This is a genomic window from Microbacterium sp. NPDC064584 (genome assembly GCF_040687315.1).
GTDB lineage: Bacteria > Actinomycetota > Actinomycetes > Actinomycetales > Microbacteriaceae > Microbacterium > Microbacterium lacus.
On the sequence record NZ_JBFBMZ010000013.1, the window covers coordinates 1 to 24,583 of the forward strand.

The 24,583-nt window shown below is 71.4% G+C and carries 19 protein-coding genes; 7 read left to right on the top strand and 12 right to left on the bottom strand.

Annotation, left to right across the window (positions count from 1 at the left end; genetic code table 11):
• Positions 1-106: 106 nt before the first annotated feature.
• The gene (locus AB0P18_RS15700) at positions 107-940 is read right to left on the bottom strand and encodes an aldo/keto reductase (RefSeq protein WP_363360797.1); all 834 of its coding nucleotides are present in this window, start codon (positions 938-940) and stop codon (positions 107-109) included.
• Positions 941-996: 56 nt separating this feature from the next.
• On the opposite strand from AB0P18_RS15700, the gene AB0P18_RS15705 reads away from it, so the two are divergent.
• On the top strand, positions 997-2,388 hold the full coding sequence (locus tag AB0P18_RS15705; protein WP_363360798.1) for a DUF2252 domain-containing protein: 1,392 nt from the start codon (positions 997-999) through the stop codon (positions 2,386-2,388).
• Between the two features lie 26 nt (positions 2,389-2,414).
• On the opposite strand, the gene AB0P18_RS15710 is transcribed toward AB0P18_RS15705, so the two are convergent.
• The 4 genes from AB0P18_RS15710 to AB0P18_RS15725 form a co-directional block, all read right to left on the bottom strand.
• Entirely contained in the window at positions 2,415-3,257 is an 843-nt protein-coding gene (locus tag AB0P18_RS15710) for a hypothetical protein (RefSeq protein ID WP_363360799.1), read from the bottom strand.
• Positions 3,254-3,931: a response regulator transcription factor gene (locus tag AB0P18_RS15715; RefSeq protein ID WP_363360800.1), complete on the bottom strand. Its 678-nt coding sequence runs from the start codon at positions 3,929-3,931 to the stop codon at positions 3,254-3,256. The genes AB0P18_RS15710 and AB0P18_RS15715 overlap by 4 nt, the downstream gene beginning before the upstream one ends.
• The gene (locus AB0P18_RS15720) at positions 3,919-5,214 is read right to left on the bottom strand and encodes a histidine kinase (RefSeq protein WP_363360801.1); all 1,296 of its coding nucleotides are present in this window, start codon (positions 5,212-5,214) and stop codon (positions 3,919-3,921) included. The genes AB0P18_RS15715 and AB0P18_RS15720 overlap by 13 nt, the downstream gene beginning before the upstream one ends.
• 77 nt (positions 5,215-5,291) lie before the next feature.
• Positions 5,292-6,023, bottom strand: a complete 732-nt coding sequence (locus tag AB0P18_RS15725; protein ID WP_363360802.1) for a GAP family protein — start codon at positions 6,021-6,023, stop codon at positions 5,292-5,294.
• A 118-nt stretch (positions 6,024-6,141) separates the two neighbouring features.
• Between AB0P18_RS15725 and AB0P18_RS15730 the strand changes: the two genes are divergently transcribed.
• Positions 6,142-6,408: a GlsB/YeaQ/YmgE family stress response membrane protein gene (locus AB0P18_RS15730; protein WP_363360803.1), complete on the top strand. Its 267-nt coding sequence runs from the start codon at positions 6,142-6,144 to the stop codon at positions 6,406-6,408.
• 50 nt (positions 6,409-6,458) lie between these two features.
• Here AB0P18_RS15730 and AB0P18_RS15735 read toward each other — a convergent pair whose 3' ends face one another.
• The 6 genes from AB0P18_RS15735 to AB0P18_RS15760 form a co-directional block, all read right to left on the bottom strand.
• Complete coding sequence (locus AB0P18_RS15735; protein ID WP_363360804.1) at positions 6,459-7,436, bottom strand: putative zinc-binding metallopeptidase; 978 nt, start codon at positions 7,434-7,436, stop codon at positions 6,459-6,461.
• Positions 7,437-7,522: 86 nt separating this feature from the next.
• Positions 7,523-8,416 carry a transglutaminase family protein gene (locus AB0P18_RS15740; protein ID WP_363360805.1) on the bottom strand — a complete coding sequence of 298 codons (894 nt, stop codon included), beginning with the start codon at positions 8,414-8,416 and terminating at the stop codon, positions 7,523-7,525.
• Complete coding sequence (locus AB0P18_RS15745; protein ID WP_363360806.1) at positions 8,413-10,944, bottom strand: circularly permuted type 2 ATP-grasp protein; 2,532 nt, start codon at positions 10,942-10,944, stop codon at positions 8,413-8,415. Before AB0P18_RS15745 ends, AB0P18_RS15740 begins: the two co-directional genes overlap by 4 nt.
• Positions 10,941-14,216 carry a transglutaminase family protein gene (locus tag AB0P18_RS15750; RefSeq protein ID WP_363360807.1) on the bottom strand — a complete coding sequence of 1,092 codons (3,276 nt, stop codon included), beginning with the start codon at positions 14,214-14,216 and terminating at the stop codon, positions 10,941-10,943. The genes AB0P18_RS15745 and AB0P18_RS15750 overlap by 4 nt, the downstream gene beginning before the upstream one ends.
• Before the next feature lie 129 nt (positions 14,217-14,345).
• Positions 14,346-16,451: a prolyl oligopeptidase family serine peptidase gene (locus AB0P18_RS15755; RefSeq protein ID WP_363360808.1), complete on the bottom strand. Its 2,106-nt coding sequence runs from the start codon at positions 16,449-16,451 to the stop codon at positions 14,346-14,348.
• A gap of 38 nt (positions 16,452-16,489) precedes the next feature.
• Positions 16,490-17,716, bottom strand: a complete 1,227-nt coding sequence (locus AB0P18_RS15760) for an aminotransferase class I/II-fold pyridoxal phosphate-dependent enzyme (RefSeq protein WP_363360809.1) — start codon at positions 17,714-17,716, stop codon at positions 16,490-16,492.
• Positions 17,717-17,826: 110 nt separating this feature from the next.
• Between AB0P18_RS15760 and AB0P18_RS15765 the strand changes: the two genes are divergently transcribed.
• Together AB0P18_RS15765 and AB0P18_RS15770 are read left to right on the top strand one after the other, a co-directional pair.
• Positions 17,827-18,303, top strand: a complete 477-nt coding sequence (locus tag AB0P18_RS15765) for an Lrp/AsnC family transcriptional regulator (protein ID WP_314505133.1) — start codon at positions 17,827-17,829, stop codon at positions 18,301-18,303.
• A gap of 210 nt (positions 18,304-18,513) precedes the next feature.
• The gene (locus AB0P18_RS15770; RefSeq protein WP_363360810.1) at positions 18,514-19,599 is read left to right on the top strand and encodes a class I SAM-dependent methyltransferase; all 1,086 of its coding nucleotides are present in this window, start codon (positions 18,514-18,516) and stop codon (positions 19,597-19,599) included.
• A gap of 6 nt (positions 19,600-19,605) precedes the next feature.
• Here the strand turns inward: AB0P18_RS15770 and AB0P18_RS15775 are convergent, their stop codons facing one another.
• Positions 19,606-20,229 carry a TetR family transcriptional regulator C-terminal domain-containing protein gene (locus AB0P18_RS15775; RefSeq protein ID WP_344055596.1) on the bottom strand — a complete coding sequence of 208 codons (624 nt, stop codon included), beginning with the start codon at positions 20,227-20,229 and terminating at the stop codon, positions 19,606-19,608.
• Positions 20,230-20,302: 73 nt separating this feature from the next.
• On the opposite strand from AB0P18_RS15775, the gene AB0P18_RS15780 reads away from it, so the two are divergent.
• The 3 genes from AB0P18_RS15780 to AB0P18_RS15790 are packed head-to-tail and all read left to right on the top strand — an operon-like array spanning position 20,303 to position 24,539.
• Positions 20,303-21,820 carry a cytosine permease gene (locus AB0P18_RS15780; RefSeq protein ID WP_363360811.1) on the top strand — a complete coding sequence of 506 codons (1,518 nt, stop codon included), beginning with the start codon at positions 20,303-20,305 and terminating at the stop codon, positions 21,818-21,820.
• Positions 21,817-22,842: an agmatine deiminase family protein gene (locus AB0P18_RS15785; protein WP_363360812.1), complete on the top strand. Its 1,026-nt coding sequence runs from the start codon at positions 21,817-21,819 to the stop codon at positions 22,840-22,842. The genes AB0P18_RS15780 and AB0P18_RS15785 overlap by 4 nt, the downstream gene beginning before the upstream one ends.
• Positions 22,839-24,539 (top strand): amidase, encoded by a 1,701-nt coding sequence (locus tag AB0P18_RS15790; RefSeq protein WP_363360813.1) that lies wholly within the window; start codon positions 22,839-22,841, stop codon positions 24,537-24,539. Before AB0P18_RS15785 ends, AB0P18_RS15790 begins: the two co-directional genes overlap by 4 nt.
• The last annotated feature ends 44 nt before the right edge of the window (positions 24,540-24,583 follow it).

The following is a 24,583-nucleotide window of genomic DNA, read 5'->3' on the forward strand; positions in this document are numbered from 1 at the left end:
GATTAGGGAACGTAAGCACTTCCACTAAGCCCCGGAGGTTCTCCTCAGCGCAACCCCCGAAACGTCACCAACGTCTCAGCCGGGTACATCTAGGCTCCGGACGCCCTCACATCTCCTCGTGGGTATCGGGATCCCCGTCCCACAGCCGACCGCGCTCGAGCGCGGAGATCGCCGACACCTCGTCATCGGTCAGGCGGAAGCCGAAGACATCGGCGTTCTCGCGCTGACGGTCGGCATCGGCTGACTTCGGGATCGGCGTGCTCCCCAGCTGCGTGTGCCAGCGCAGCACGACCTGAGTGGGAGTCACGTCGTGGGTGCCGGCGATCTCCTGCAGCACCTGTTCCTGCAGCAGCTCGGATCGACGCGCCAGCGGGCTCCAGCTCTCGGTCCGGATGCCGTGCTCGGCGTGGAAGGCACGGAGCTCCGCCTGGGGGAAGTAGGGGTGCAGCTCCACCTGATTGACCGCGGGCGTGACGCCGGTCTCGTCGATGAGCTCGGTCAGCATCGCGGCCGTGAAGTTGGACACGCCGATCGAGCGGACCAGCCCCTGCTCCCGGGCGTCGATCATCCCGCGCCAGGTATCGAGGTACTTGCCCACGCTCGGGTTGGGCCAGTGGATGAGCGAGAGGTCGATCCGGTCGAGGCCCAGCAGCGCGAGCGAGGCCTTGGTGCTCTCCAGCGCCTCCGCGCGTCCGTGATGACGACCGGGGATCTTGGTCGTGATCAGCAGCTCGGCGCGGTCCACGCCGGCGGTGCGGACCGCCTCGCCGACTTCGCCCTCGTTCTCGTAGTTGACCGCGGTGTCCAACAGTCGGTAGCCGCTGTCGATGGCCGCGACGATCGCGGCCACTCCCTCCGGGCCCTGCAGCTTGTAGGTGCCCAGTCCCAGCTCGGGGAAGGCCACGCCGTCGTTCAGGGTCACGGTGGGGATGCTCAGCATGACTCCATCCTCCCGCACACGGGGTCATCGCGTCCGAGGTGCGGGAGGATGGCGCCATGCCCCTGGACGCACCCGACCTGCTGACCGAGCGCGCGCACTTCTCCCGGGCCGAAGCGCGCGAGCTGGGCAAGAGCCTCCGCCGCGTCGTCGCGCGTTCCGAGCTCGCCGAGCGGCGGCCCGCCGAACGCGACGTCATCGCCCACCTGCGCGAGCAGAACGCGACGCGCGTGCCCGAACTCGTGCCGCTGCGGATGCAGCGCATGCTCGCGAGCCCGTTCGCGTTCTATCGGGGAACCGCGGGGCTCATGGCCCTCGACCTCGGCCGGGACCCGCATTCCGGCATCCTGGTCGCGTCGTGCGGCGACGCCCACATCAGCAATTTCGGCTTCTACGCCTCGCCCGAGCGCCAGCTCGTCTTCGATCTGAACGATTTCGACGAGGCCGCCGTCGCGCCGTGGGAGTGGGACCTGAAGCGACTCGTGACGAGCGTCGTGGTCGGCGGTCGCGAGGCGGGCTACGCCGAGCGCGACATCGAGGGGGTCGCCCGGCGGGCGATCGCCTCGTACGTCTCGGTGCTGCGCCGGATGGTGCGGCTGAGTCCCTCCGACCGGTACTTCCTGCACCTGAACGTCCAATCCGCGCGCCGGCAGATGAGCCGCGACGGGCGACGGGTGCTGCGCGACGCCCTCGCCGCGGCCGAACGGCGCACGTCCGCACGCGCGATCCGCCGGACGACGGAACGGGATGCCGACGGCAAAGTGCGTTTCGTCGAGAACCCGCCGACCATGGTGCGCTTCCGCCTGGACGAGGCCGAACACGTCGCCGGCGCCGAGCGGGCCGAATCGGTCCACGCGCTGTTCGCGCAGTATCGGGACACGGTCAGCATCGACATCGACACCGTCCTCGCGCAGTACGAGCCGACCGATCTGGCCCGCCGCGTGGTCGGGGTGGGCAGCGTCGGCACCCGGTGTTACCTCCAGCTGCTCCAGGGGGCCGATGAGGACGCGCTCCTGCTCCAGGTGAAGGAGGCCGGGGAGTCGGTGCTGTCCAAGTACGGGCGCATCCCTCAACCCGCGCGGATCACCCAGGGCATCGCCGCACACGGCGAGGGGTACCGGGTCGTCGGGCTCCAACGGGTGCTGCAGGCCGTCTCCGACCCGTTCCTCGGTCATTTCGCCGCGAACGGCCGGGCGTTCTACGTGCGGCAGTTCCACGACATGAAGGGTTCGGTCGAACTCGATGACCTGGCCCTGGACGCGTTCAGCGACTATGCCGTCGCGTGTGCCGGGCTGCTCGGCCGCGCGCACGCGCAGAGCCCGACCGCGGGGCAGGTTCTCGGCTATGTCGGCACCTCGGATGCGGCACCCGACGCCGTCGTGACGTGGTCGATCTCGTACGCCGACCAGTCGCTGCGCGACTTCGAGACGGCGAAAGGGATCGCCTGGTAGCCAGGCGATCCCTCTCGGCGGCGTTCTCAGCGGGCGCTGTCGATCGTGACCGTCCCGGCCGAGACCGTGACGTCGACCGTGTTGCGGGCGCCGGCCTGCGTCTGCAGCCCGTTGTCGAACTCGCCGGCCGACACGTCCGAGCGCACGTCGTAGGCGCCGTCCGGGAGCTCGAGATCCAGGCCACCCGCGCTCACGTCCACCGTCACGGTACGCGGCGCGGTGCCGGTCAGGCGTGCATCGATCGTGCCCGCGCTGACCGAGAAGCCGGCCTCGGTCACGTCCGCGAGGTCGATGTCCGCTCCGCCCGCGCTCAGCTCGGCGGTCAGCGTCGTGGCCGATCCGTCCACCGAGAGCCGGCCCGCGCCGACGTCGATGCCGAGGTCGCCGAACCGCCCATCGACCGTGAGATCGCCGGCGGCGAGCTCCAGCGTGGCGTCGAGGTCGTCGCCGGCGAGGTCGTGCGGCAGCGTGAGGATCGCCCGCACCTCACCGCCGAAGACCCACCAGCCTGGACCGAAGCGCTGGGGCGAGGCGACCCGCAGGGTGTCGCCGTCAGTGCGAAGAGTCCACGAGCCCGCCCCCAGACCGCTGGTCACCTGAAGCGTCGCCTCGGACACGTCGGCGAACTCGAGGCGGAGCGAGGCGGCATCCACACTGACATCGAGTTCGCTCACTCCCCCGACATCGACGCTGCGGCTCTCGGTGCGGACGCTCGCGGCGGCGACGGTGGAGAACACCGCCGAGCCGAGCGCCCCGAGGATCACCGCCGCGCCGAGCGCGATCGCGAGGATCGCCACGACGCGGGAGGAACCCCGGGTCGGCGGCGGCGTCGGGGCCGCGGGAGCCGCGGGAGGGGGTGCGATGGTCATGATCCTGCTCCTGTCTGCGGCTGCGGGCCGCCGTGTTCGAGGTGGACGAGCGCTGCCAGCACCCGCCGGTTGCCGGACTCGTCCGGCTCGAGTTCGAGCTTCTGGAAGATCGCGGTGATGTACTTCTCCACGCTCGCCTCGGAGACGAAGAGGGTTGCCGCGATCGCCTGGTTCGACCGACCCTCGGCGATGAGTGCGAGCGTCGACGCCTCGCGCGGCGTGAGGCGCTGCATCCGCTCATCGCGGGGTCGGCGGCTGAGCAGCTGCGCGACCACTTCGGGATCCAGGACCGTTGCGCCGTCCCTGATGCGGGCGACTGCCTCGAGGAAGTCCGACACGTCCGCGACCCGGTCCTTCAGCAGGTAGCCGATCGCTCCGCCGTGGGCGGTGATGAGCTCGCTCGCATAGCGCTCCTCGACGTACTGCGAGAGCACGAGGAGGGGGAGATCGGGATGCCGGGCCCGCAGTCTCAGCGCGGCTCGGATGCCCTCGTCGGTGAAGGTGGGCGGAAGCCGCACGTCGAGGAGACACAGCTCGGGCACCGTCTGCTCGACGGTCTCCTCGAGGGTCCGCGCGTCCGCCAGGGCGGCGACCACCTCGTGGCCGGAGTCCTCCAGGACGCGGACGAGCCCTTCACGCAGCAGGACGGAGTCCTCGCAGATCAGGATGCGCACGGGACGCTCACCTCCAGAGACGTGGGACCACCCTGGGGGCTGTCCAGCCGTGCCGTGCCGCCTGCGGCGAGGACGCGGTTCATGATGCCGTCCAGGCCGCCACCGGGCGTCACCTGCGCGCCGCCGATCCCGTCGTCCTCGACGCGCGCCCACAGGCTCCCGTCCGGGCGCTGACGGACCAGCACGCGGCAGCCCGTTGCGCGTGAGTGCTTCGCGGCGTTCGTGAGCGATTCGGCGATGCAGAAGTAGACGGCGGCCTCGGCGTTGCTGTCGCAGCGCCGATCGATGCGGACGTCGAGCTGGACGGGGATGGGCGAGCGCCCGGCGAGAGCCGAGAGGGCGGCATCCAGCCCCCGATCATCGAGCACCGACGCGTGGATGCCGCGCGCGAGCTGCCGGAGCTCGGTGATGGCGGCCTTCGTCGAGGTGTGCGCCTCCGCGAGCAGCGCTTTCGCCGCCTCGGGGTCGTCGTCGATCTTCTGCTGCGCGAGACCCAGCGTCATCCCGACCGACACGAGCCGGGGCTGCACCCCGTCGTGGAGGTCTCGTTCGATGCGGGTGCGCTCGACCTCGGAGGCCCGGATCGCCCCCTCGCGGCGGACGTCGGATGTGCGCGCCTGCTCGACGAGCTGGGCCTCACGGGTGGGCACCACGATCGCGCGAGCGAGCACGGCGTGGAGCACGGCGAGACCGATGATCGCGGCCACGGCGACGAGCGCGACCAGGATCCCGGTGACGACCGCCCACGAGACGGGCACCTCGATGCCGGTGCCGGCGAGGGTGACGGCGCCGCTGCGGGCGAAGAGCGGAGCGAAGACGAGCACGATCGCCGACGCGAAGACCGACACGAGCGGCAGGACGATCAGACCCAGGACCGTCCCGATCGCGGCACTCGCGATCGCGCGCCACATCGACGGGTCGATGAACTGCCGCCAGACGACACGGAGGAAGCCGCCGAAGCCCGGCGTGGTCCGCCGACGCGGCGCGAGGCCCGGCAGGCCCAGCGCATACAGCCCGTCCACGCGTGCCGTCTCCAACCACGCCACCCCGTACAGCGCGTAGACGAAGCCGAGGAGGAAGACCAGGCCGATGCCGAGGACGGGGACGAGTCCGAGCCCGACCCCGAGCAGCGTGGCGAGGACCGTGAAGACGACGGGCCCCACGACGCCGAGGGCGGCGAGCTGGGCGATGGCTCCGGCGATCCGCAGCGGATCGCGCAGCGGCGATCGTGACGGCGGCGGGGCGGCGGGAGCGGCGCTCGGAGCGAGGGTCGAGGAGGTCATGGCTCCACGGTATTGATGCGCGCCGCCGCGCGCGCCGGGGGCATCCGGAATCCTCCCGTCGGGTTATCCCGAAGCGGTCAGCCGGGCAGCCCCGATACGCCGCTCCCGATCAGCATCGCGCCGATGACGATCAGCACGAGAGCCATCACGATCGCGTTGTTCGCGACGAGCCAGTCCTTCGCCGTCCGCAGGACCGGCGTGACCCGCGCCCCCGCGACCGCGACCAGGGTCACCGGGATCGCCACGCTCAGGCACGCGAGCACCACGAAGAGCACGCCGGCGCCGATCGCCTGACCGATCGGCAGGAACGCCCCGCCGATCGTGAGCCCGGCTCCCGCCGCGAAGGCGATCTCCTTCGGGTTCACGACCGTCAGGACGAACCCGAGCCGCAGCGCGCCGCCCCGGCCGGTGCGCTCGATCGACTGCATCCAGCCCGGCAGCGCGGGCGCTCCGTCCGCGCGCGAGCGCCGGACGAGCTTGCGGATGCCGACGCCGACGAGCACGACGCCGAGGACGAGCCGGAGCACGGCTGCCGGGACGGAGGATCCCGCGGCCTGGTCGATCAGATCCGACACGACGGCGAAGAGCGCGGTGAGCAACGCGAAGCCCGCCGCGCGGCCGAGGAGGAACAGGCTGCTCCCGGCGAGCCCGACCGGCGCGGTGAGAAGCAGGAGTACGGCGATGATCGGGAACGGGCTCAGCGCGACGCCGATCCCGAACGGGATGACGTCGCCGATCACGTCGAGCACGGCATCCTCCTGGCCCCCCGCGGGTCCGTCCCGCGCGCGCCCGACGCACGCGAGGGGCATTTCACCCTAGTGCGCAAGCCCCCCTCCGGCCGGTCGCGCCTGGGATACGTTCGGGCACGGCCTCCACCCCGTGCGGAGGTTCACAGCACCATCACCTCGACAGAAACAGAGACACACCATGGGTTTCCTCGCATTCCTCATCCTCGGCCTGCTGGCCGGCGCCATCGCCAAGCTGATCCTCCCGGGCAAGCAGGGCGGCGGCTGGCTCATCACGCTGCTGCTCGGCGTCGTGGGCGCCCTGCTCGGCGGCTGGCTCGGCAGCGTGCTGTTCAACGCGCCGCTGCAGGACTTCTTCTCGCTGCAGACCTGGCTCCTGGCCATCGGCGGTTCGATCATCGTCCTGCTGATCTACGGCCTCATCGTCGGACGCCGCAAGCGCGCCTGATCATCCGAAGGGCGCCGACGGTCATCCGTCGGCGCCCTTCGTCGTATCCGCTACGGTCGCAGCGACGCGACGAATTCGAGCTTGTCCAGGACCGGAGCGGGGATCACGAACGGGTAGAGGTCGTCCTTGCCCATCGACCGGTTGATCGCGTTGAGCGCGGTCGACAGCGGCACCCAGACCTCGGTGACCAGCTCTCGGAACGATCGGGAGCCGCGCTCGTCACCGATCAGTCCGTAGTGCACCGCCGTGTCGAGCGTGTCGCAGATGTGCAGGTAGTGCGCCCAGGTCTCGGCGAAGTCCTCGTACGGGTGCATCGTGGCGTACATCGTGAGGTACCGCTCCTCCCACCCCGCGGGCGGGCCGTCGGAGTAGTGCCGGTCGATCTGCTCCTGATAGTCCACGGTCTCGTCGCCGAACAGCTCACGTGCGCGCGCGAGGAGGCCGGCATCCGCCCCCTTCTCCACGAGCTGCCACTCGAAGTAGTGCCCGACCTCGTGCCGGAAGTGCCCGAGCATCGTGCGGTACGGCTCATCGAGCTCACCGCGGACCCGCTCGCGGTAGGCGGGATCGCTCTCGGCGAGATCGATCGTGACGACCCCTTCGTCGTGCCCGATCACCACGTTGCGGTCGGTGCTGGAGAGCAGGTCGAAGCACAGTCCGTCCACCGGATCGCCACCGGTCGCCGCGTCCTTGCCGACGACGGCGAAGCCGAGCTCATCCAGCTCGGCGATCAGATACCTCTTCGCGCGCTCGGCGACCGGGAAGTTCGCGATTCCCGCGGCATCCGCGTCGTTCGGGCGCGTTCGCGTGAGCGCGCAGCTGAAGCACTGGCCGCCCTCGAGCGGCGCGAGCCACGTGCATCCCGACAGGTCGAGGTTGCGGCAGACGTGCCAGATGAGCCCGGTCGCGTCGACGTAGCGGCCCTGCAGGTCGACCGGGACGATCTGCCGCTCGTCACGCGAATACCCGAGGCCCGTCCGGCAAGTCACGCAGAGGGAGTTCTCGAAGAAGAGGGGACTGCTGCACACGCGGCATCGATAGGCTTTCACCTTCTCAGGCTCGCACGTCGAACCGATCGGCCCCCGGCCCTTGCGGATCGGGGGATGATCTGCGGTCAGCTCTGCGCGAGCTCGGTGAGCGGGGCGACATCCACCGCGACGCGGAGCGTGGACTTCTTCGCCTCTGTGAAGATCACGCCCTTCACCGGCGGCACATCGCCGTAGTCCCGGCCCCACGCGACCGTGACGTGCCGGTCGGCCGTCCACTGGTCGTTGGTCGGATCGAACGCGAGCCACTGGTCCGAACCCGGCAGCCACGCGGCCACCCACGCGTGCGACGCGTCGGCGCCGACCATGCGGGGCTTCCCCGGGGGCGGGGTCGTCGCGAGATACCCGCTGACGTAGCGAGCGGCGACGCCGTGGCTGCGCAGGCACGCGAGGGCGAGGTGCGCGAAGTCCTGGCAGACGCCCGCCCGCTTGTCGAACACGTCGGCGACGGTGCTCGTGACCGTCGTGGCGGTCTTGTCGTAGTGGAAATCGGTCTTGATCCGGTGCATCAGATCGGTCACGGCCTCGCCGATCGGGCGCCCCGGCGTGAGGGATGCCGCGCCGTACGCGCGGGCGGCGTCCACGTGCCGGGCCTTCGGTGATTCCAGAGCGAATTCGGCCGCCGACCACGCGCCGCGGATCTCCGGGTGCAGGATCGGGCGCGCCCACTCCCACGGTTCGGCGAGCGCGTCGGCATCGTAGGCAGTGGGTTCGACCGTCACTTCGCTCAGCGCGTCGATCGTGAGCTGCAGGTGCGGCTCGGTGACGTGGAAGTACGACACGACGTTGCCGTAGCAATCCACGTCGTCGCTGACGTCGCCGGGCGCCGGATCGATCGTGACCGTCCGGAAGGCCACCTGCTGCCACGGCAATTCGCGCGGCCGGCAGTGTGCGATTCCGAAGCTGCTGGAGACGTCGTCGTCGTACGTGTACGTCGTGCGGTGCGACACGCGGTATCTCATGCGTCGGCTCCGCTCACTTCGATCAGGCTCAGCGACGACAGCGGCTGCGGCTCAGGGCCGGCGGCGAAGTGCAGATGCACGATCGCATCGCCCAGGCGATGCAGCTGGGCGCGGGTCTCGGCGAGGAACTCGTCCAGGCGCGGACGGCGGCCGTCGACCGGGACGGTGAGCGCCGGCAGGTCGACCGCCTCGAGCGCGTCCTCGAGGTGCTCGAGCAGCCGCTCGGGGCGCGTCGAGCCGGTCGAGGCGGCGAGGGCCGCGAGATGGAAGCGCAGCCGATCCAGCGCGAACGCCACCGACCGGGGGTTGCCGGTGTCCAGCAGCAGCAGTTCGAGCACGTCGGCGGTGCGCAGGACGCCGCGGTAGCGGCGACGGTGCGTCACGGAGCTCTCCGCGGCCATCAGCACGCCGCCGAGCACCGCGCGGTCCACGCCGATCCCGTGCGACGCGGTCGTCGTCGACGCGAGCAGCGTGCACACCTGCAGCGCCCGCTCGAGGTAGCGGCCCGCCTCGATCGCGTGCCAGCCGTCGTCGCGGATCATGTTGGCCGTCACGCCCTGCAGCGACAGGATGCCGCCCAGCATGCGACTGGCCGATTCGGCGATCTGCGTCCGGCGCGACGTGCGCAGCGCCCGCATCGCCCGGTCGGTGCTGCCGAAAGCGCGCCAGGTGTCGACGGAGAGCTGATCGCGGACGCCCTCGAGCGCGTCGCGCAGGCGCTGGAGCGAGTGGGCGGCGGAGCCGGGGCGATCGGCGTCCAGCAGCAGCGAGCGCTGCTCGAGATCCGGGTCGCCGTAGCGCGTCCCGCACAGCCGCTGCAGGACGCCGATGAGCGCCCGGACGGCCGCCCCGCCCTGCGTGCTCGAGCTGAAGTCAAGCTGCTCGGCGTACGCGCTCGCCGTGATCACGAGCCGGACGAGGTCTTCGGCGCGCTCGGTGTACCGGCCCGACCAGAACATGTCCTCCACCGCGCGCGGGGACAGCACCGGCACCGCTCGAGTGAGCGGCACGGGAGCGACCTCGACGATGCCCTGGTCGGGATCGGTCGGGGCGTTCTTGAGCACCCAGACGTCCTTCGTGCTGGGCGCGGCGGCGCGGTCGTCGACGAGCGTGGCGAGTCCGCCGACCAGCGGGCGGTAGATCGCGCCGTCGCGGACCGTGAACGAGCGCAGGACGAGCGGATGCGGCCCCGCCCGGCCCGACGTGCGACCCACGCTCCCCCACGCCGGCGCCTGCGAGAGCGGGAGGCGCTCCTGTCCCACGAAGCGGTGCGGCGCCGCGAGGATCCGCGCGCGCAGCTCCGCGGGATCCAGACCCGACAGATCAGCGGCGCGACCGTCGATCTCGCGGATGATGAGCGCCCGGGCTTCCGTCGCAGGCCGCTGATCGAGCGAGGCGAGGACGGCGGCGAGCCCCTCGTCGTCGCCGCACCACTGCGTCGGCACCGCCGGCAGGCGCAGCTGTTCGCCGAGAAGACGCTCGCAGACGGCGGGCATGAAGGGGATGAGTCCCGGATTCTCCAGCACGCCGGCGCCGAGCCCGTTCACGAGGCGCACCCGGCCCCGGCGCACGGCCTCGGTGAGACCGGCGACGCCCAGCCGGGATCCGGCGCGCAGCTCGAGCGGATCGCACCACTCGGCATCCACGCGCCGCAGGATCACGTCCACGCGCTCGTGCGGCGCATGCTGCGGGAAGCCGGCGGGCTTGATCCACACCCAGCCGTCGTGCACGACGAGGTCTTCGCCCTGCACGAGCGGGAAGCCGAGGATGTTCGCGATGAAGGCCTGGTCGTACGCGGTCTCGGAGTGCGTTCCCGGCGAGAGGACGACCACGCGCGGGTCGGCGATCTCAGCGGGGGCCGCCTGGAGGAGCGCCGAGCGGACGGCCGAGAAGTACGGCTCCATGCGGTGCAGACCCGCCTCTTCGTAGAGGTCGGGCAGCACGCGCGAGAGGATCCGCCGGTTCTCCATCGCGTAGCCGAGCCCGGAGGGCGCCTGCACGCGGTCGGTGAGCACCCGCCACTCGCCCGCCGCGTCGCGGCCGAGGTCGGTGCTGGCGAGGATGAGCGGCTGAGGGTCGTGCCCGCGGCGGCGGACGATCGGCCGCGTGTAGCCGGAGTGCCCGAACACGACGGCCGACGGGATGATGCCCTCCGAGAGGAGCCGCTGCTCGCCGTACAGGTCCGCGAGCAGCGCGTTCAGCAGCTCCGCGCGCTGCGCGAGACCCACCTCGAGCCGCGCCCAGGTCGCGGCATCCAGGACGAGCGGCATCGGGTCCAGCTGCCAGGGCTGGGTCCCCTGCTCGGGGTTGCCGTACGTCGCGCCGTCATCGGCGAGAAGGGTCGCGATCTCGTCGTCGATCCGGCCGATCTCGATCCCGGTCAGCTCGACCGCGACCGCGGCCATGCCTTTCCATGCCGGCCGCAGCCCGCCGTCGGGTCCGACGACCTCGTCGAAGCGCGCGCCGGTGCCCGCGAGCGGCAGCGTGGGCTGCGAGATCGCGGCGGCGTAGTCGCGCAGCAGACTCACGAGAGCGGCACCCGCCGCAGGTCGAGCGTGTGCGGATAGTCCGGTGTGGCGGCCCGCCGGGCCTTCTCGCGGAGCTCGGCTACGTCGAGCCGGCCGGCCGTGTGGCCGTGCGGCGCGAACCGGCTCGCGCGCCGAGCCTCGGCCTCGTTCGAGTTGATCGGGGGCCGCTCGTACGACCGGCCGCCGGGGTGGACGACGTGATACGTCGCGCCGCCGACGCTCACCCCGGAGGCGATGTCGACGACGTCGAACACGAGCGGCGCATGCACGGGGATCGTCGGGTGCAGCGCCGAGTACGGCTGCCACGCGCGATAGCGCACGCCGGCGTAGTACTCCGCGGCCGGGCCGGACGAGGTCAGAGGCACGGGAACACTCTGACACGTCACGAGGTGGGTGCGCGGATCGAGCCCGGCGACCTTCACCTGGATGCGCTCGAGCGACGAGTCGACGTAGCGCGACGTGCCACCCTCGGTCACCTCCTCGCCGAGCACGTTCCACGGTTCGATCGCTTGCCGCAGCTCGAGCTCGACGCCGTTCTCGAGCCGCGTCACGCCGATGCGCGGGAAGCGGAACTCGGTGAACGCGTCGAACCACTCCGCCTCGAACGCGATGCCGTGGTCCCGCAGGTCCGCGACGACCTCCGCGATGTCGGCGGTCGCGCCCTCCGGCAGCAGGAAGTCCTCGTACAGGCGGGTTCCCCACCGGATGAGCGGCGCCTCGTACGGCTTCTCCCAGAACATCGCGACCAGGCTCCGCACCAGAAGCGCCTGGACGAGCGCGAGCTGCGGATGCGGCGGCATCTCGAATCCGCGCAGTTCGAGCAGACCCAGGCGTCCCCGGCTCGAGTCGGGGCTGTAGAGCTTGTCGATGCAGAACTCGGCGCGGTGCGTGTTGCCGGTGAGGTCCGTGAGCAGGTGCCGCAGCGCCCGGTCGATGAGCCACGGCGAAGACTCTTCGCCGAGCTCGCGCGCCGCCCCCGTGAGCCGGCGGACCTCCTGCAGCGCGATCTCCATCTCGTACACGGCTTCCGGCCGGCCCTCGTCGAACCGCGGCGCCTGGCTCGTCGGCCCGATGAAGCGCCCCGAGAACAGGTAGGACAGGCTCGGGTGCCGCTGCCAGTACGTGATCAGGCTCGCCAGCAGATCGGGACGCCGCAGCAGCGGCGAGTCGACGGGCTGCGTGCCGCCGAGCGTGAGGTGGTTGCCGCCGCCCGTGCCGGTGTGCAGACCGTCGAGGTCGAACTTCTCGGTCGCGAGCCGGCTCTGCCTGGCCTGCTCGTACAGGGTGACGGTGAGGTGGCGGAGCTCCTCCCAGGACGAGGTCGGCTGCACGTTGACCTCGATGACCCCGGGGTCGGGGGTGACGACGAGCTGCGTGAGCCGCGCGTCCGGGGGCGGACCGTAGCCCTCGAGCACGATCCGGCACCGCGTGAGAGCGGCCGCCCGCTCGATGACGGCCAGGAGGTCCGCGTACGCCTCGAGCTCGATCGTTGGCGGCAGGAAGACGTGCACGAAGCCGTCCCGGGCCTCGAACGCGAGCGCCGTCGTGCGCGCCTCCTCCGGGTCGACGACGGGGACGCTGCGGATGCGGGACTCCAGCGCCGGGCCCGCTTCGAGATAGGAGGGCTCCCCCGGGTGCTCCGGGTCGGTCCACGAGACCGAGTCCAGCGGCAGCCGCAGTCCCACGGCACTGGTTCCGGGAAGGAGCACGAGCCGCCCGCGGCGGAAGCTCCAGGCGGGGCTCGTCCACTCCCCCTCGGTCGTCAGCGGCAGGACCCAGCCGGTCGGCGTGGTGACCGTGCGGTCGGCGGCGGCGACGTCGAGGTCGCTCTCGTCCACGCCGGGACGCGGCCCCTCCGGCTGACGCACGTCGGCGGCGAGCGCGGCGAACGGATCCTCGTATGCGGGCAGGAGCCGTCGATCGGGGATGCCGAGGAGCGCGGTCACCGCGCGGGCGAGGGCTTCGGCGTTGCGGGGCGCCTCGGGATCGGCATCCGGTCCCCACGGGTCGGCGAACAGGGACGCGTCGCTCCAGAGCGGCTGACCGTCCGTGCGCCACTGCAGCGCGATGTTCCAGCGCGGGAGGGGCTCGCCGGGATACCACTTGCCCTGCCCGCGGTGCACGACGCCGCCGAGCGCGTACGTGCTGCGCAGGCGCTCGGCGAGCACGTTCGCGAGTTCGCGCTTGTGCGCGCCGTCGGCATCCGTGCTCCACTGCGGGCTCGTCTTGCCCTCCTCGTCGGCGCTCTCCAGCGCGACGAACGTGGGCTCGCCGCCCATCGTGAGACGCACGTCGCCCGCGCGCAGGCGATCGTCGACCGCGAGCCCGAGCGCGTCGATCCGCGCCCACTGGTCGTCGGTGTACGGCTTCGTGGTACGCGGATCCTCGTGGATGCGGATGACCTCGTTGCGGAACTCGAACGCGACCTCCACCGGCTCGGTGGCGCCCTGGATCGGCGCGGCGCTGGAGGGGTGCGGAGTCGCGCTGAGCGGAATGTGGCCCTCGCCGGCGAACAGCGCGCTTGTGGGGTCCATGCCGACCCATCCGGCACCCGGGATGTACACCTCGGTCCACGCGTGCAGGTCGGTGAAGTCGACCTCGGTGCCGCTCGGGCCGTCCAGGGCCTTCTGATCGGCGGCGAGCTGGACCAGGTATCCCGAGACGAACCGGGCGGCGAGGCCGTACTGGCGGAGCAGGCTCACCAGGAGCCACGCGCTGTCGCGGCACGAGCCGATCGCCCGCCCGAGGGTCTCGTCGGGGGTCTGCACCCCGGGCTCCATCCGCACGTCGTACGCGACATCGCGGTGCACCGCGGAGTTGAGCCCCGCCAGGAACGGGACGGTCGGCATCCCCCCGGCGGGGACGGGCGGCAAGGACTGCTTCCACACCGCCGCCTGGTCGCTGCCCTCGACCGGACGCAGGTAGGGAGCGAGGTCGGCCTTCAGGCTCGGCTCGTACTCGAACGGGAAGGTCTCGGCGTACTCCTCGATGAAGAAGTCGAACGGGTTGATCACCATCATGTCGGCGACCAGGCTCACCGTGACCGAGAGGTGATCGATCTTCTCGGGGAAGACCAGGCGCGCGACCCAGTTGCCGAAAGGATCCTGCTGCCAGTTGATGAAGTGGTTCGGCGGGCTCACCTCGAGCGAGTAGGCCTCGATCGGCGTCCGCGCGTGCGGGGCGGGCCGCAGGCGCACGACGTGCGGGGTGACCGACACCGGTCGGGCGAACGTGTACCCGGTGTGGTGAGTGAGCGAGACCTTTGTGGACATCCCCACAGTGTCGCGGAAATCTGTTGCGTCCGCGTTTCGCGTTGCGCCCCTGCAGCTCGCGAGAGGGCACTTATGTAGGGCGACACGCCGCGCGAGAGGGTCATTTGTGCCCTCTCGCGGACTGCAGGGTCAGCCTAGGAGCTCGGGGCGGCGCCAGTCGGCGCCGTGCACGTGCTGGTCCAGGAACGCGAACACCGTCTCGTACCAGACCACGGCGTGCTGCGGTTTCAGCACCCAGTGGTTCTCGTCCGGGTAGAAGAGGAACTTGTGGACGCTGGAGCCGTCCGGGCCGGCGTGATGCTCGGCGAGCTCGGACCACAGCCGCAGGCTCTCGCCGATCGGCACCCGGTAGTCCCGGTCTCCGTGGATCACGAGCAGGGGCGTGCGGATGCCGTCCACGAAGCGGTGCGGGGAGTTCTCGATCATCGCTTCGGGCGTGAAGATGCGCTGCCAGTAGTCGGAGCTGTCGGTCGTGCCGCTGAACTGGTCCAGCGCCCACAGGCTCGCGTGGGTCACGATCGCGCGGAAGCGGTCGGTGTGCCCGGCGATCCAGTTCGCCATGTAGCCGCCGAACGAGCCCCCCATCGCCGCGGTCCTGGACTCGTCGATGTCGGGGCGGGCGACGACGGCATCCGTGATCGACATGAGGTCGGTGTAGGGCTTGCCGCCCCAGCTGTTCCAGCCGCGGGCGATGAACTCCAGCCCGTATCCGGTCGACAGGGCGGGGTCGGGCAGCAGAACGGCATACCCGCGGGCGACCGCGAGGAGCGGCGCCCAGCGCCAGCTCCAGGCGTTCCAGCTGTTCAGCGGTCCGCCGTGGATCCACAGCAGCAGCGGGGCGGGCGCATCCTCGGAGGCGCCCTCGGGCAGCAGCAGCCAGCCGCGCACGCGCGCGCCGTCCTCGGCGGTCGTGTCGACCTCGGTGATCGACCCGGGAGCGACGGGCAGGACGGCGGGCGTGACGAGCGGCGTCACCGACCCGTCGGGCGCGATGCGGACCGGGTGGGCGGGCGCGACCCAGTTCGAGCGCAGCGCGACGACCCCGCCCGTGGATCGGTCGACGCTCACGTGCGTGTACGTGAAGTCGTCGTGGGTGAGCTGCTCGGCGGCTCCGCCGTCCAGGGGCAGCCGGAAGACGGGACCCCGGCCGTCGGAATCGGCCGTGGCGATCAGCGCGGTGTCGTCCGCGGCGAACACGAGGCTCGAGGCCCAGCGATCCCACTCGGTCGCGATGCGACGGGCGTTGCCGCCGTCGATGTCCGACACCCAGACCTCGATGTCGGTGGGCCCCGCGGGGGTGTTCCGGACCGAGCGCAGGTAGGCGAGCGTCCGCCCGTCGTGACTGACGGCCGGCGCCTCGAAGTCGACCCCTGCCTCCTCGAACATCCAGGTGCGCTCCCCGGTAGCCACATCGATCGCAGCGAGCGCGAACCGGCCGTCGCGGGTCTCGGGGATCCGCAGGGCGGCGACGAGCGTCGTGCCGTCGGGGGTCAGGGCGGCGCCGGCGATGTCGGCGGTGCGACCCGGGGCGGGAGTCAGGTCGACCGGGCGCGGCAGCGTCGCCGGATAGGGCGTGCCGGCATCCCCGCCCTCGTCGACCGCGTCACCGGGCGCGCGATCATCGGACTCGGCGGGAACAGCAGCCACCGTGTCGGCGAGTGCGGAGAGGTCGAGGCCGAGCAGGTGCGGCTCGGCGGGACCGAGGTCGTGATCCCAGAAGCGCACCGGGTAGGACTCGTGCAGGATCGCGGAGACCATCTTCTTCTTGCGGAGCGCCCGCAGCTTCGCCTCCGCCTCCAGGCTCTCGCCGCCGGGCAGCAGCTCGGCGCTCAGCACGACGCGGGAGGCGTCCTGTGCCACCGCCGCGATCGATCCGACTCCTCCCGCGAGCCGGGTCACCGGTCGAGCCTCGCCGCCGGTCGCCGGCAGCAGCCAGAGCTGGGCCGAGTCGTCGTCCTCGTCGGCCTCGCTGTCGGCGCGGGCGGACACGAACAGGATGCCGCCGTCGGCCGTGAAGGAGGCGCTGGACTCGCCCTTGGCCGAGCGGGTCAGGCGCGCCGGCGCCCCCGATCCGTCGGTCGGGACCGCCCACAGCGAGCGCTCGTACGCGGTGCCGTCCTTCTTGAGCGTGGCGACCGTGAGCACGGCACGGGTGCCGTCCGGCGAGAGCGCGAGCGCCTCCACGCGGGGCAGGGCGATGTAGTCCTCGAGTGAGCGGAAGGGAGTCGATGGCATGCGTTCCACGCTAACCCGCGGATGCCGGAAGCCGGCGGTCAGGCCGGGGTGGGCGTGCGGGTCAGCTCGGGTGCGGCATCCGACAGCGCGTCCGCAGCGGCGAGCGCCACGAGCAGGTCATCCGTGAGGTCATCGACGTCCTCGAGACCGATCGACAGGCGCACGACCCCCGCGCCCGGCTTCGCCTCCCCCGCGACGGGGCGGTGCGTGAGCGACGCCGGATGCTGCACGAGCGAGTCGATGCCGCCGAGCGAGACCGCGTGCTCGATCAGCTCGCACGACTCGGTGAACCGCGCCGCCGCGTCGTATCCGCCGGCGAGTTCGAGCGCGATGATCGAGCCGGGTCCGTCGAGCTGCCGGCCGAGGAGCCCCGCGGGATCCTGACCCGCAAGCCCCGGATAGAAGACACGAGCGACGGCAGGATGAGCGCTGATGCGCTCGGCCAGGATCTGCGCGGTCCGCTGCTGGGCGCGCACGCGCAGCGGGAGGGTCCGCAGACCCCGATGCAGAAGGTAGGCGGCCATCGGGTGCAGGAGTCCCCCGGTGAGCGCGCGCACCTGACGCAGCCGCCGCACCCACTCCTCGTTCGTCGCGACGACGCCGCCCATGACGTCGCCGTGGCCACCGAGATACTTCGTCGCGCTGTGCAGCACGAGGGTCGCGCCGTGGCGCGCCGGCTGCTGCAGGACGGGTGTCGCGAAGGTGTTGTCCACCAGTACGGGCACGCCGCCGGCGGCGTCGACCACGTGGGCGAGGTCGACGAGCTCGAGCGTCGGGTTGGCCGGGGTCTCGACGATCACGAGACCCGTCTGCGGCGTGATCGCTGCGGCGATCCCGTCGACCTGCGCCCAGGTCACGGTCGTGCCGAGCAGGCCGTTCTCGAGCACGTGATCGGTGCCGCCGTAGAGCGGTCGGACCGCGACGATGTGGGGCTTTCCCGCGGTCGCGGTCGCGATCAGGCAGGCAGCCAAAGCCGCCATGCCGCTCGCGAAGGCGACCGCACCCTCGGTGTGCTCGAGGTCGGCGAGCGCGTCCTCGAACCGCGCGACCCCCGGCTGCCACAGCCGCTGGTACACCGCGCTGCGACCCGGGCCGAGGTCGTGCCCGGTTGCGAGCTCTTCGTACGCCAGCCCGCCCGTGTCGACATCGGGCAACGGGTACGTGGTCGAGAAGTCGATCGGCGGGACGTGTGCGCCGCTTTCGCGCAGGCCCTGCATCCCGCCGTGGACGGCGCGGGTGTCGAGGCGATGGTGACGGGGATCCATGCGTCGAGGACAACAGAAACTGCGCGAATCGGCAATCGCCCCTGGAGGATGCCGATCCATCGATAGACTCGGTCGAAGAATCTTCACCCATCGCTCGGCGAAGGAGCCCCATGGCGCAGGTCCTTGAACTCGACCGGACAGACCGCGCGCTGTTGCGGGCCCTGACCGCGAACGCCCGCGCGTCGGGGGCATCGCTCGCCTCGACTCTGGGCATCGCGGAGTCGACGGTGTCGCTGCGCCTGCGCCGGCTCCAGACCAGCGGCGTGATCCGGCGCTACCGGGTCGATCTCAACCCGCTCGCGCTGGGTGCGACCGTGCAGGCCCTCATCGCGATCCGGCTCGTCAAGCACGCGCGCGAAGAGATCGAGGCCTTCCGGCGTGCCGCGCCGAGCCTGCCCGGCGTGCTGAGCCTGTTTCACATGGCGGGCGCGGACGACTTCCTGCTGCACGTCATGGCGCGCGACGCCGCTGAGCTGCGCGAGTTCGTCCTCGCACACCTCACCGGACACCCGGCGGTGGCCCACACCGAGACGAACCTGATCTTCGAGCACGCCGACGGCGACGGGTGGGAGCAGCTGATCCGCTGAGCTGCTCCGCTCAAGTGGCGGTTTCTGCCGCCTCCGGGCGCGGGAAGCGGCAGAAGCTGTCCCCTGAACACCGGGCCGGCGCGCTCAGGTGGCACTTTCTGCCGCCTCCGGGCGCGGGAAGCGACAGATAGTGACCCTTTCGTCGCGCGCGGCGATGGGGATGGCGCACGCGGGTGCGGCGCGGCAGACTTTCGCCGAAGGGAGCGCGCCGTGAGCCAGGACGATGACCCCACCGCAGACGAGTTCGCGGAGCGCCTTTTCGCCTCTGCCCTCGGCATGGCCGAGACACTCTCCGTCTACGTCGGCGACCGGCTCGGCTGGTATCGCACCCTCGCCGAGTCGGGCCCCCGCACGCCGGTCGAGCTCGCCGAACGCACCGGTACCGACGCTCGCTACTGCCGCGAGTGGCTCGAGCATCAGGCCGTGTCGGGCATCCTCGCGGTGCAGTCGACTCCGGATGCCGCTCCTGACGAGCGGCGGTACGCCTTGGCTCCGGGCCCGGCCGAAGTACTCACGGACGAGCGAAGCCTGAGCTACCTCGCCCCCCTCGCGCGGATGTTCGCCGCCGCCGGACCGACGCTCCCCGACCTCCTGCAGGCCTACCGGACCGGGGAGGGTGTGAGCTGGGAGCAGCTCGGCCCGGACGCCCGCGAGGCCCAGGCCGACATGAACCGGCCGTGGTTCGATCGCCTCCCCGATGCGCTCGGCCGTGTGGACGGCATCCGCTCCCTGCTCGAAGGACCCGGCGCGCGCGTCGCCGATGTCGGCAGCGGCGCCGGCTGGTCCTCGATCGCGCTCGCACTCGCACATCCCGGATTGCAGGTCGACGGGTTCGACGTCGACGACCCGTCGATCGAGGCCGCTCGTCGCAACGCCCTGCAGGCCGGGGTCGCCGAACGCGTGCGCTTCCACAACGCCGACGCCGACGGCCTGTCGGGGTTCGGGCCGTTCGATGCCGCCTTCGCTTTCGAATGCCTGCACGACATGCCGAGGCCCGTCGATGTGCTCCGTTCGATGCGTCTGGCGGTGCGCGACGGAGGCCCGATCGTGATCATGGATGAAGCGGTCGCAGAGACTTTCACCGCTCCGGGCGATGACATCGAGCGCATCATGTACGGCTTCAGCCTGTTCGTGTGCCTGCCCGACAGCATGTCGCACCGACCGACCGTCGCCACCGGCACGGTCATGCGCCCGACGACACTGCAGAAATATGCGCGCGAGGCCGGATTCCGCGACGTGGAGGTCCTGCCGGTCGGCGAGTTCGGTTTCTTCCGCTTCTACTCGCTCGTTCCGTGACGCCGGTCAGCGCGCCCTGATCGAACCGGGCGCAGCCCCGAGCAGGATCTCCGCCGCCCGCGCCATCTTGGCGGCCGACCCCTCGGCCTCGACACCGCGAGCCAGGGACTGCGCGTTCAGGCCGTCGATCATGCCGAGGAGCTGCCACGCGGCATCCGCGGCGTCGGCGGTGAAGTCGCCCGCAGCCCGGCCTTCCTCGATGAGCGCGGCCACCATCCGATGCCACGCGTCCATCTGCGCGCGCACCGCGTCCGCCAGCGCGGGGTTGCGCCGCCCCAGCGCCCATGCCTCGGCCCAGACGACCGTGATGTCCTCACGCGTGCCGTCCAGCAGGGTCTCCAGCAGCGCCGCCATGCGCTCCGCCGGGCTCGCCACAGCACCGATCTCGATCTCGACCTCACGGATCTCCGCGTCGACGAGATCCGTGTAGACGCGCGCGACGAGCTCGTCCATCGAGGGCTGGTAGTGCGCGATCAGACCGGACGCCACCCCCGCACGCTCCGCCACGGCGCGGAGCGTCAGCGCGCTGAGGCCCTGCTCCCGCGCGAGTTCGGTCGCGGCGGCGAGGATCTCGGCCGATCGCTCGGCGGGCGACTTGCGCGTGCGGGGTTTCGCCGAAGTGCTTGACATGTCTCCGCCAGTGTAGGTACCGTCTGGTCTATTGATCGCTTGATCAATACTAATGGCAACGAAAGCGGATGACATGAGCATCACCGCGCGGACCGGCGACGTCGCCGGTCACATCGAGACCCGCGGCATCGACTGCATCCCGGATGCCGAGCGCCACGGCCGGCCCCGCTCGCTGTTCGGAATCTGGGCGGCGGCGAACGTGCTGTACCTCAACTTCGTGTTCGGCGGCATCCTCATGCTGCTCGGACTCGGCCTGTGGGAGTCCCTCGCCCTGTGCGTGCTGGGCAACCTGTGGTGGTTCGTGATCGGCTGGATCGCCGTCAGCGGTCCGGCCGCCGGCACCCCGAGCGTCATGATCATGCGCGCGATGTTCGGCGTGCGCGGCAACGCGCTGTTCGGATCGGGACTCGGCGTCCTGATCGGTCTGTTCTACATCGTGCTGAACCTGGCGTTCACGACGCTCGCCAGCCAGGCGCTGCTCGCGAGCGTCGGCGTGGTCGTGCCCGACTCCCTCGCCGTGCTGCTGCTGGTCGCCGTGTCGGCGCTGAGTCTGATCGTCAGCGTCTTCGGGCACGCCACGATCGAGAAGCTCAGCGGGTACCTCTCCGTCGCAGTCGGCCTGTGCTTCGCCGCGGTCGCCGTGTTCGTGATCGGCGCGACCGACTGGTCGTACACCCCGGAAGCGCTGCCCGCCACGGAGAACATCGCGCTCCTGCTGCTCGGTTTCACGATCGTGGCGTCCGGCCCGCTGTCCTGGGGCACGAGCGCCGACTACTCGCGATATCTCCCCCGCGCCACGTCGCGCCGCGCGATCGTGCTCTGGACCGCGTTCGGCGGGTTCGTCCCCTCGGTCCTGATCTCCGCGATGGGCGTGCTCGCCGCGACCGCGATCGACATGACCGACCCGCAGACGGCGATCGCCGAGATCATCCCGGCCTGGCTCTACCCCGTGTTCCTCCTCGCGATCATCGTCGGCACGCTCGCGAACAACGTCCTGTGCTCGTACTCGACCGGACTGTACGCGCAGGCGTTCGTCCCCCGGATCCGCCGAGCCGTCTCGGTCGTCATCGTCGGCGTGGTCGCCGCGGTGCTCGCCGGCTACCTGCTGTGGGGCGCGCCGCGGTTCCTGGACACCCTGAGCTACGCGATCGAGATCGCCGTCGCCGTCATGGGGCCGCTCGTGGCGATCTACGCGATCGACATCGTGCTGCGTCGTGGACGCTACGACGGCGTGGCGCTCAACGACACGAGCCGCCGCAGCCCGTTCTGGTACACGGGCGGCTGGTTCGCCCCTGGCACGATCGCCATGGTGCTCGCGACCACGGTCGCGGTGCTCATGGTCAACACGACGCTGTACACCGGACCGATCTCGGCCGCGCTCGGCGGCGCGGACCTGTCCTCGATCGCGGGGCCGGCGCTGGCGGCATCCGTCTACGCCCTGCTGTGGCGCACGATGCAGCCGTACCGCGACCCCGCCGCCCGCCCCGGCGCCGCTGGCCCGGCGGCCGCATTCTCCCCCGGTGCGCCCGTGCACCCCGAACGTCACAATGAGAGCATCGCCGACCGCGAGCCCGTGAGGAGCACCCGATGACCTGGACCATGCCCGCAGAATTCGCGCCGCAGGAGCGCATCTGGATGGCCTTCCCGCGCGTGGGCAACACGCTCGGCGACGACGCCGACTCGGCGGATGAGGCCCGCGACACGTGGGCGGCTGTCGCGAACGCGGCCGCGCGCTTCGAGCCCGTGACGATGGTCGTCGACCCCTCGGCCGTGACCGAGGCGCGTGCGCGCCTGTCCGCCGACGTCGAGATCGAGATCGCGCCGCTGGATGACTTCTGGATGCGCGACATCGGCCCGACCTTCGTCCTCGACGAGGCCGGCGCGCTCGGCGCCGTCGACTGGACCTTCAACGGCTGGGGCGCGAACGCGTGGGCCACGTGGGAGCGGGACGACCGCATCGGGGCGACCGTCGCCGGCCTCGCCGGGGCGACGCACCTGCCGTCCCCGCTCGTGAACGAGGGCGGCGGCATCCACGTCGACGGTGAGGGGACGGTGCTCGTGACCGAGACGGTGCAGCTCGACCCGCGCCGCAACCCGTACGCCACGAAGGAACGCGTGGAGTGGGAGCTGCAGCGCACGATCGGTGCGACGAAGGTCATCTGGCTGCCGCGCGGGCTCACGCGCGACTACGAATCGGCCGGCACCCGCGGGCACGTCGACATGGTGGCCGCGTTCGCCGCGCCGGGCCGCGTGCTGCTGCACTGGCAGGACGATCCCGCCCACCCCGACTACGGCGTCGTGCGGCAGATCCGCGCCGTGCTCGAAGAGGCGACGGATGCCGCCGGCCGGCACCTCGAGATCATCGAGCTGCCCGCGCCGGCGACGCTGCGGGACGAGGACGGATTCGTGGATTGGAACTACGCCAACCATCTGGTGGTGAACGGCGGCGTGATCGCGTGCGGCTACGGTGAACCGGAGGCGGACGCGCGCGCCGCCGCGATCCTCGCCGAGGCCTACGGACGGGAATTGGTCACGATCGACGCCCGCCCGATCCTGCAGCGGGGCGGCGGCATCCACTGCATCACCCAGCAGCAGCCACGGGCCGGCCGATGAACGTCGTCGAGGCCTCGATCGCCGATCTGCGCGCCGCACTCGACGCCGGAGACGAGACCGCGGTCAGCCTTCTGGACGCCTATCTCGCGCGCATCGCGAGATATGACCAGAGCCGCATACGCCTGAACGCGATCGTGGAGCTGAATCCCGACGCCCGGGCCGAGGCGGAGGCGTCGGACATGCGCCGCGCGTCCGGGACGCTCCGGGGCCCGTTGGACGGCATCCCGTACACGGCGAAGGACAGCTACATGGTGCGCGGGCGGACCGTCGCATCGGGCTCGCCCGCGTTCGCCGACCTCGTCGCACGGCGAGACGCGTTCTCGATCGAGCGCCTGCGCGCGGCCGGGTGCGTGTTCGTGGGGCTCACCAACATGCCGCCGATGGCGAACGGGGGCATGCAGCGCGGGCTCTACGGCCGGGCGGAGAGCGCGTACAACGCGGACTTCCTGACCTCGGCGTTCGGCTCGGGCTCGTCGAACGGCTCCGGCACCGCCACCGCCGCGTCGTTCGCGGCGTTCGGGCTCGGCGAGGAGACGTGGTCCAGCGGCCGTGCGCCCGCGTCGAACAACGCGCTGTGTGCGTACACCCCGTCACGCGGCGTGATCTCGGTGCGCGGAAACTGGCCGCTCGTGCCGACGATGGACGTCGTGGTCCCGCACACCCGCTCGATGGCGGACCTGTTCGAGGTGCTCGATGTGATTGTCGCCGACGATGACGAGACGCGCGGCGACTTCTGGCGCGTGCAGCCCTGGGTGCCGATCCCCCGCTCGTCGACCGTGCGGCCGTCGTCGTACCCCGCCCTGGCGGACGGGGCTTCGTCGGCGCTCGCGGGCAGGAGGTTCGGCATCCCCGCGATGTACCTCGGCGAGGATCCGGATGCCGGTACGGGACCGGGGATCGGCGCATCGACCGGGCAGCGCATCGAGCCGCGCGCCTCGGTGCTCGACCTGTGGGCTCAGGCCCGGGACGATCTCGAGGCAGCCGGCGCCGAGGTGGTCGTCGTCGACTTCCCGGTGGTGAGCAACTACGAGGCCGACCGCGCCGGGGCGCCGTCGATCTTCGACCGGGGCATCGTGCCGAGCTCATTCTTCGACGCCGAGATCTGGGACCTGTCGATGTGGTCCTGGCACGACTTCCTCGCCGCGAACGGGCAGCCGGGCCTGTCGTCGCTGGCCGAAGTGGACGGGCCGAAGATCTTCCCGCATCCCGAGGGGGCCCTCCCCGACCGCTACGGCTCGTTCGACATCGACATCTCGGAGTACGTGACGCGCGCCCGAGCGAACGGGATGTCCGATCCGCTCAACGGGTCGCTCGCGGCGCTCATCCGCGCGGGGCTCGAGGGGCTCGAGCGCACGCGGCGGATCGACCTCGAGGAGTGGATGACCCGACTCGGCCTGGACGCAGTGGTCTTCCCCGCCGTCGCGGACGTCGGTCCGGCGGATGCCGACGTGAACGAGGAGTCCGCGATCGCGGCGTGGCGCAACGGGGTGTGGGTCGCGAACGGCAACCTCGCGATCCGCCACCTCGGCATCCCGACCGTGACGGTGCCGATGGGCACGATGGCCGACATCGGGATGCCGGTCGGCCTCACGTTCGCGGGTCCGGCGTATTCCGACACCGAGCTGCTGCGCTGGGCCGCGGGCTTCGAGTCGCTGCGCCCGCGCCGCACCCCACCCCCGCGCACCCCCGCGCTCTGACCCCTCCTGCCGCTCGCGAAAGGGCAGAAATGTAGGGCGACACG

Excerpts from the sequence above, each read along its gene's own strand:
- AB0P18_RS15700 (WP_363360797.1), bottom strand. The coding sequence starts at position 940 with ATGCTGAGCATCCCCACCGTGACCCTGAACGACGGCGTGGCCTTCCCC.
- AB0P18_RS15705 (WP_363360798.1), top strand. The coding sequence starts at position 997 with ATGCCCCTGGACGCACCCGACCTGCTGACCGAGCGCGCGCACTTCTCC.
- AB0P18_RS15710 (WP_363360799.1), bottom strand. The coding sequence starts at position 3,257 with ATGACCATCGCACCCCCTCCCGCGGCTCCCGCGGCCCCGACGCCGCCG.
- AB0P18_RS15720 (WP_363360801.1), bottom strand. The coding sequence starts at position 5,214 with ATGACCTCCTCGACCCTCGCTCCGAGCGCCGCTCCCGCCGCCCCGCCG.
- AB0P18_RS15725 (WP_363360802.1), bottom strand. The coding sequence starts at position 6,023 with ATGCCCCTCGCGTGCGTCGGGCGCGCGCGGGACGGACCCGCGGGGGGC.
- AB0P18_RS15730 (WP_363360803.1), top strand. The coding sequence starts at position 6,142 with ATGGGTTTCCTCGCATTCCTCATCCTCGGCCTGCTGGCCGGCGCCATC.
- AB0P18_RS15740 (WP_363360805.1), bottom strand. The coding sequence starts at position 8,416 with ATGAGATACCGCGTGTCGCACCGCACGACGTACACGTACGACGACGAC.
- AB0P18_RS15750 (WP_363360807.1), bottom strand. The coding sequence starts at position 14,216 with ATGTCCACAAAGGTCTCGCTCACTCACCACACCGGGTACACGTTCGCC.
- AB0P18_RS15755 (WP_363360808.1), bottom strand. The coding sequence starts at position 16,451 with ATGCCATCGACTCCCTTCCGCTCACTCGAGGACTACATCGCCCTGCCC.
- AB0P18_RS15760 (WP_363360809.1), bottom strand. The coding sequence starts at position 17,716 with ATGGATCCCCGTCACCATCGCCTCGACACCCGCGCCGTCCACGGCGGG.
- AB0P18_RS15765 (WP_314505133.1), top strand. The coding sequence starts at position 17,827 with ATGGCGCAGGTCCTTGAACTCGACCGGACAGACCGCGCGCTGTTGCGG.
- AB0P18_RS15775 (WP_344055596.1), bottom strand. The coding sequence starts at position 20,229 with ATGTCAAGCACTTCGGCGAAACCCCGCACGCGCAAGTCGCCCGCCGAG.
- AB0P18_RS15780 (WP_363360811.1), top strand. The coding sequence starts at position 20,303 with ATGAGCATCACCGCGCGGACCGGCGACGTCGCCGGTCACATCGAGACC.
- AB0P18_RS15785 (WP_363360812.1), top strand. The coding sequence starts at position 21,817 with ATGACCTGGACCATGCCCGCAGAATTCGCGCCGCAGGAGCGCATCTGG.
- AB0P18_RS15790 (WP_363360813.1), top strand. The coding sequence starts at position 22,839 with ATGAACGTCGTCGAGGCCTCGATCGCCGATCTGCGCGCCGCACTCGAC.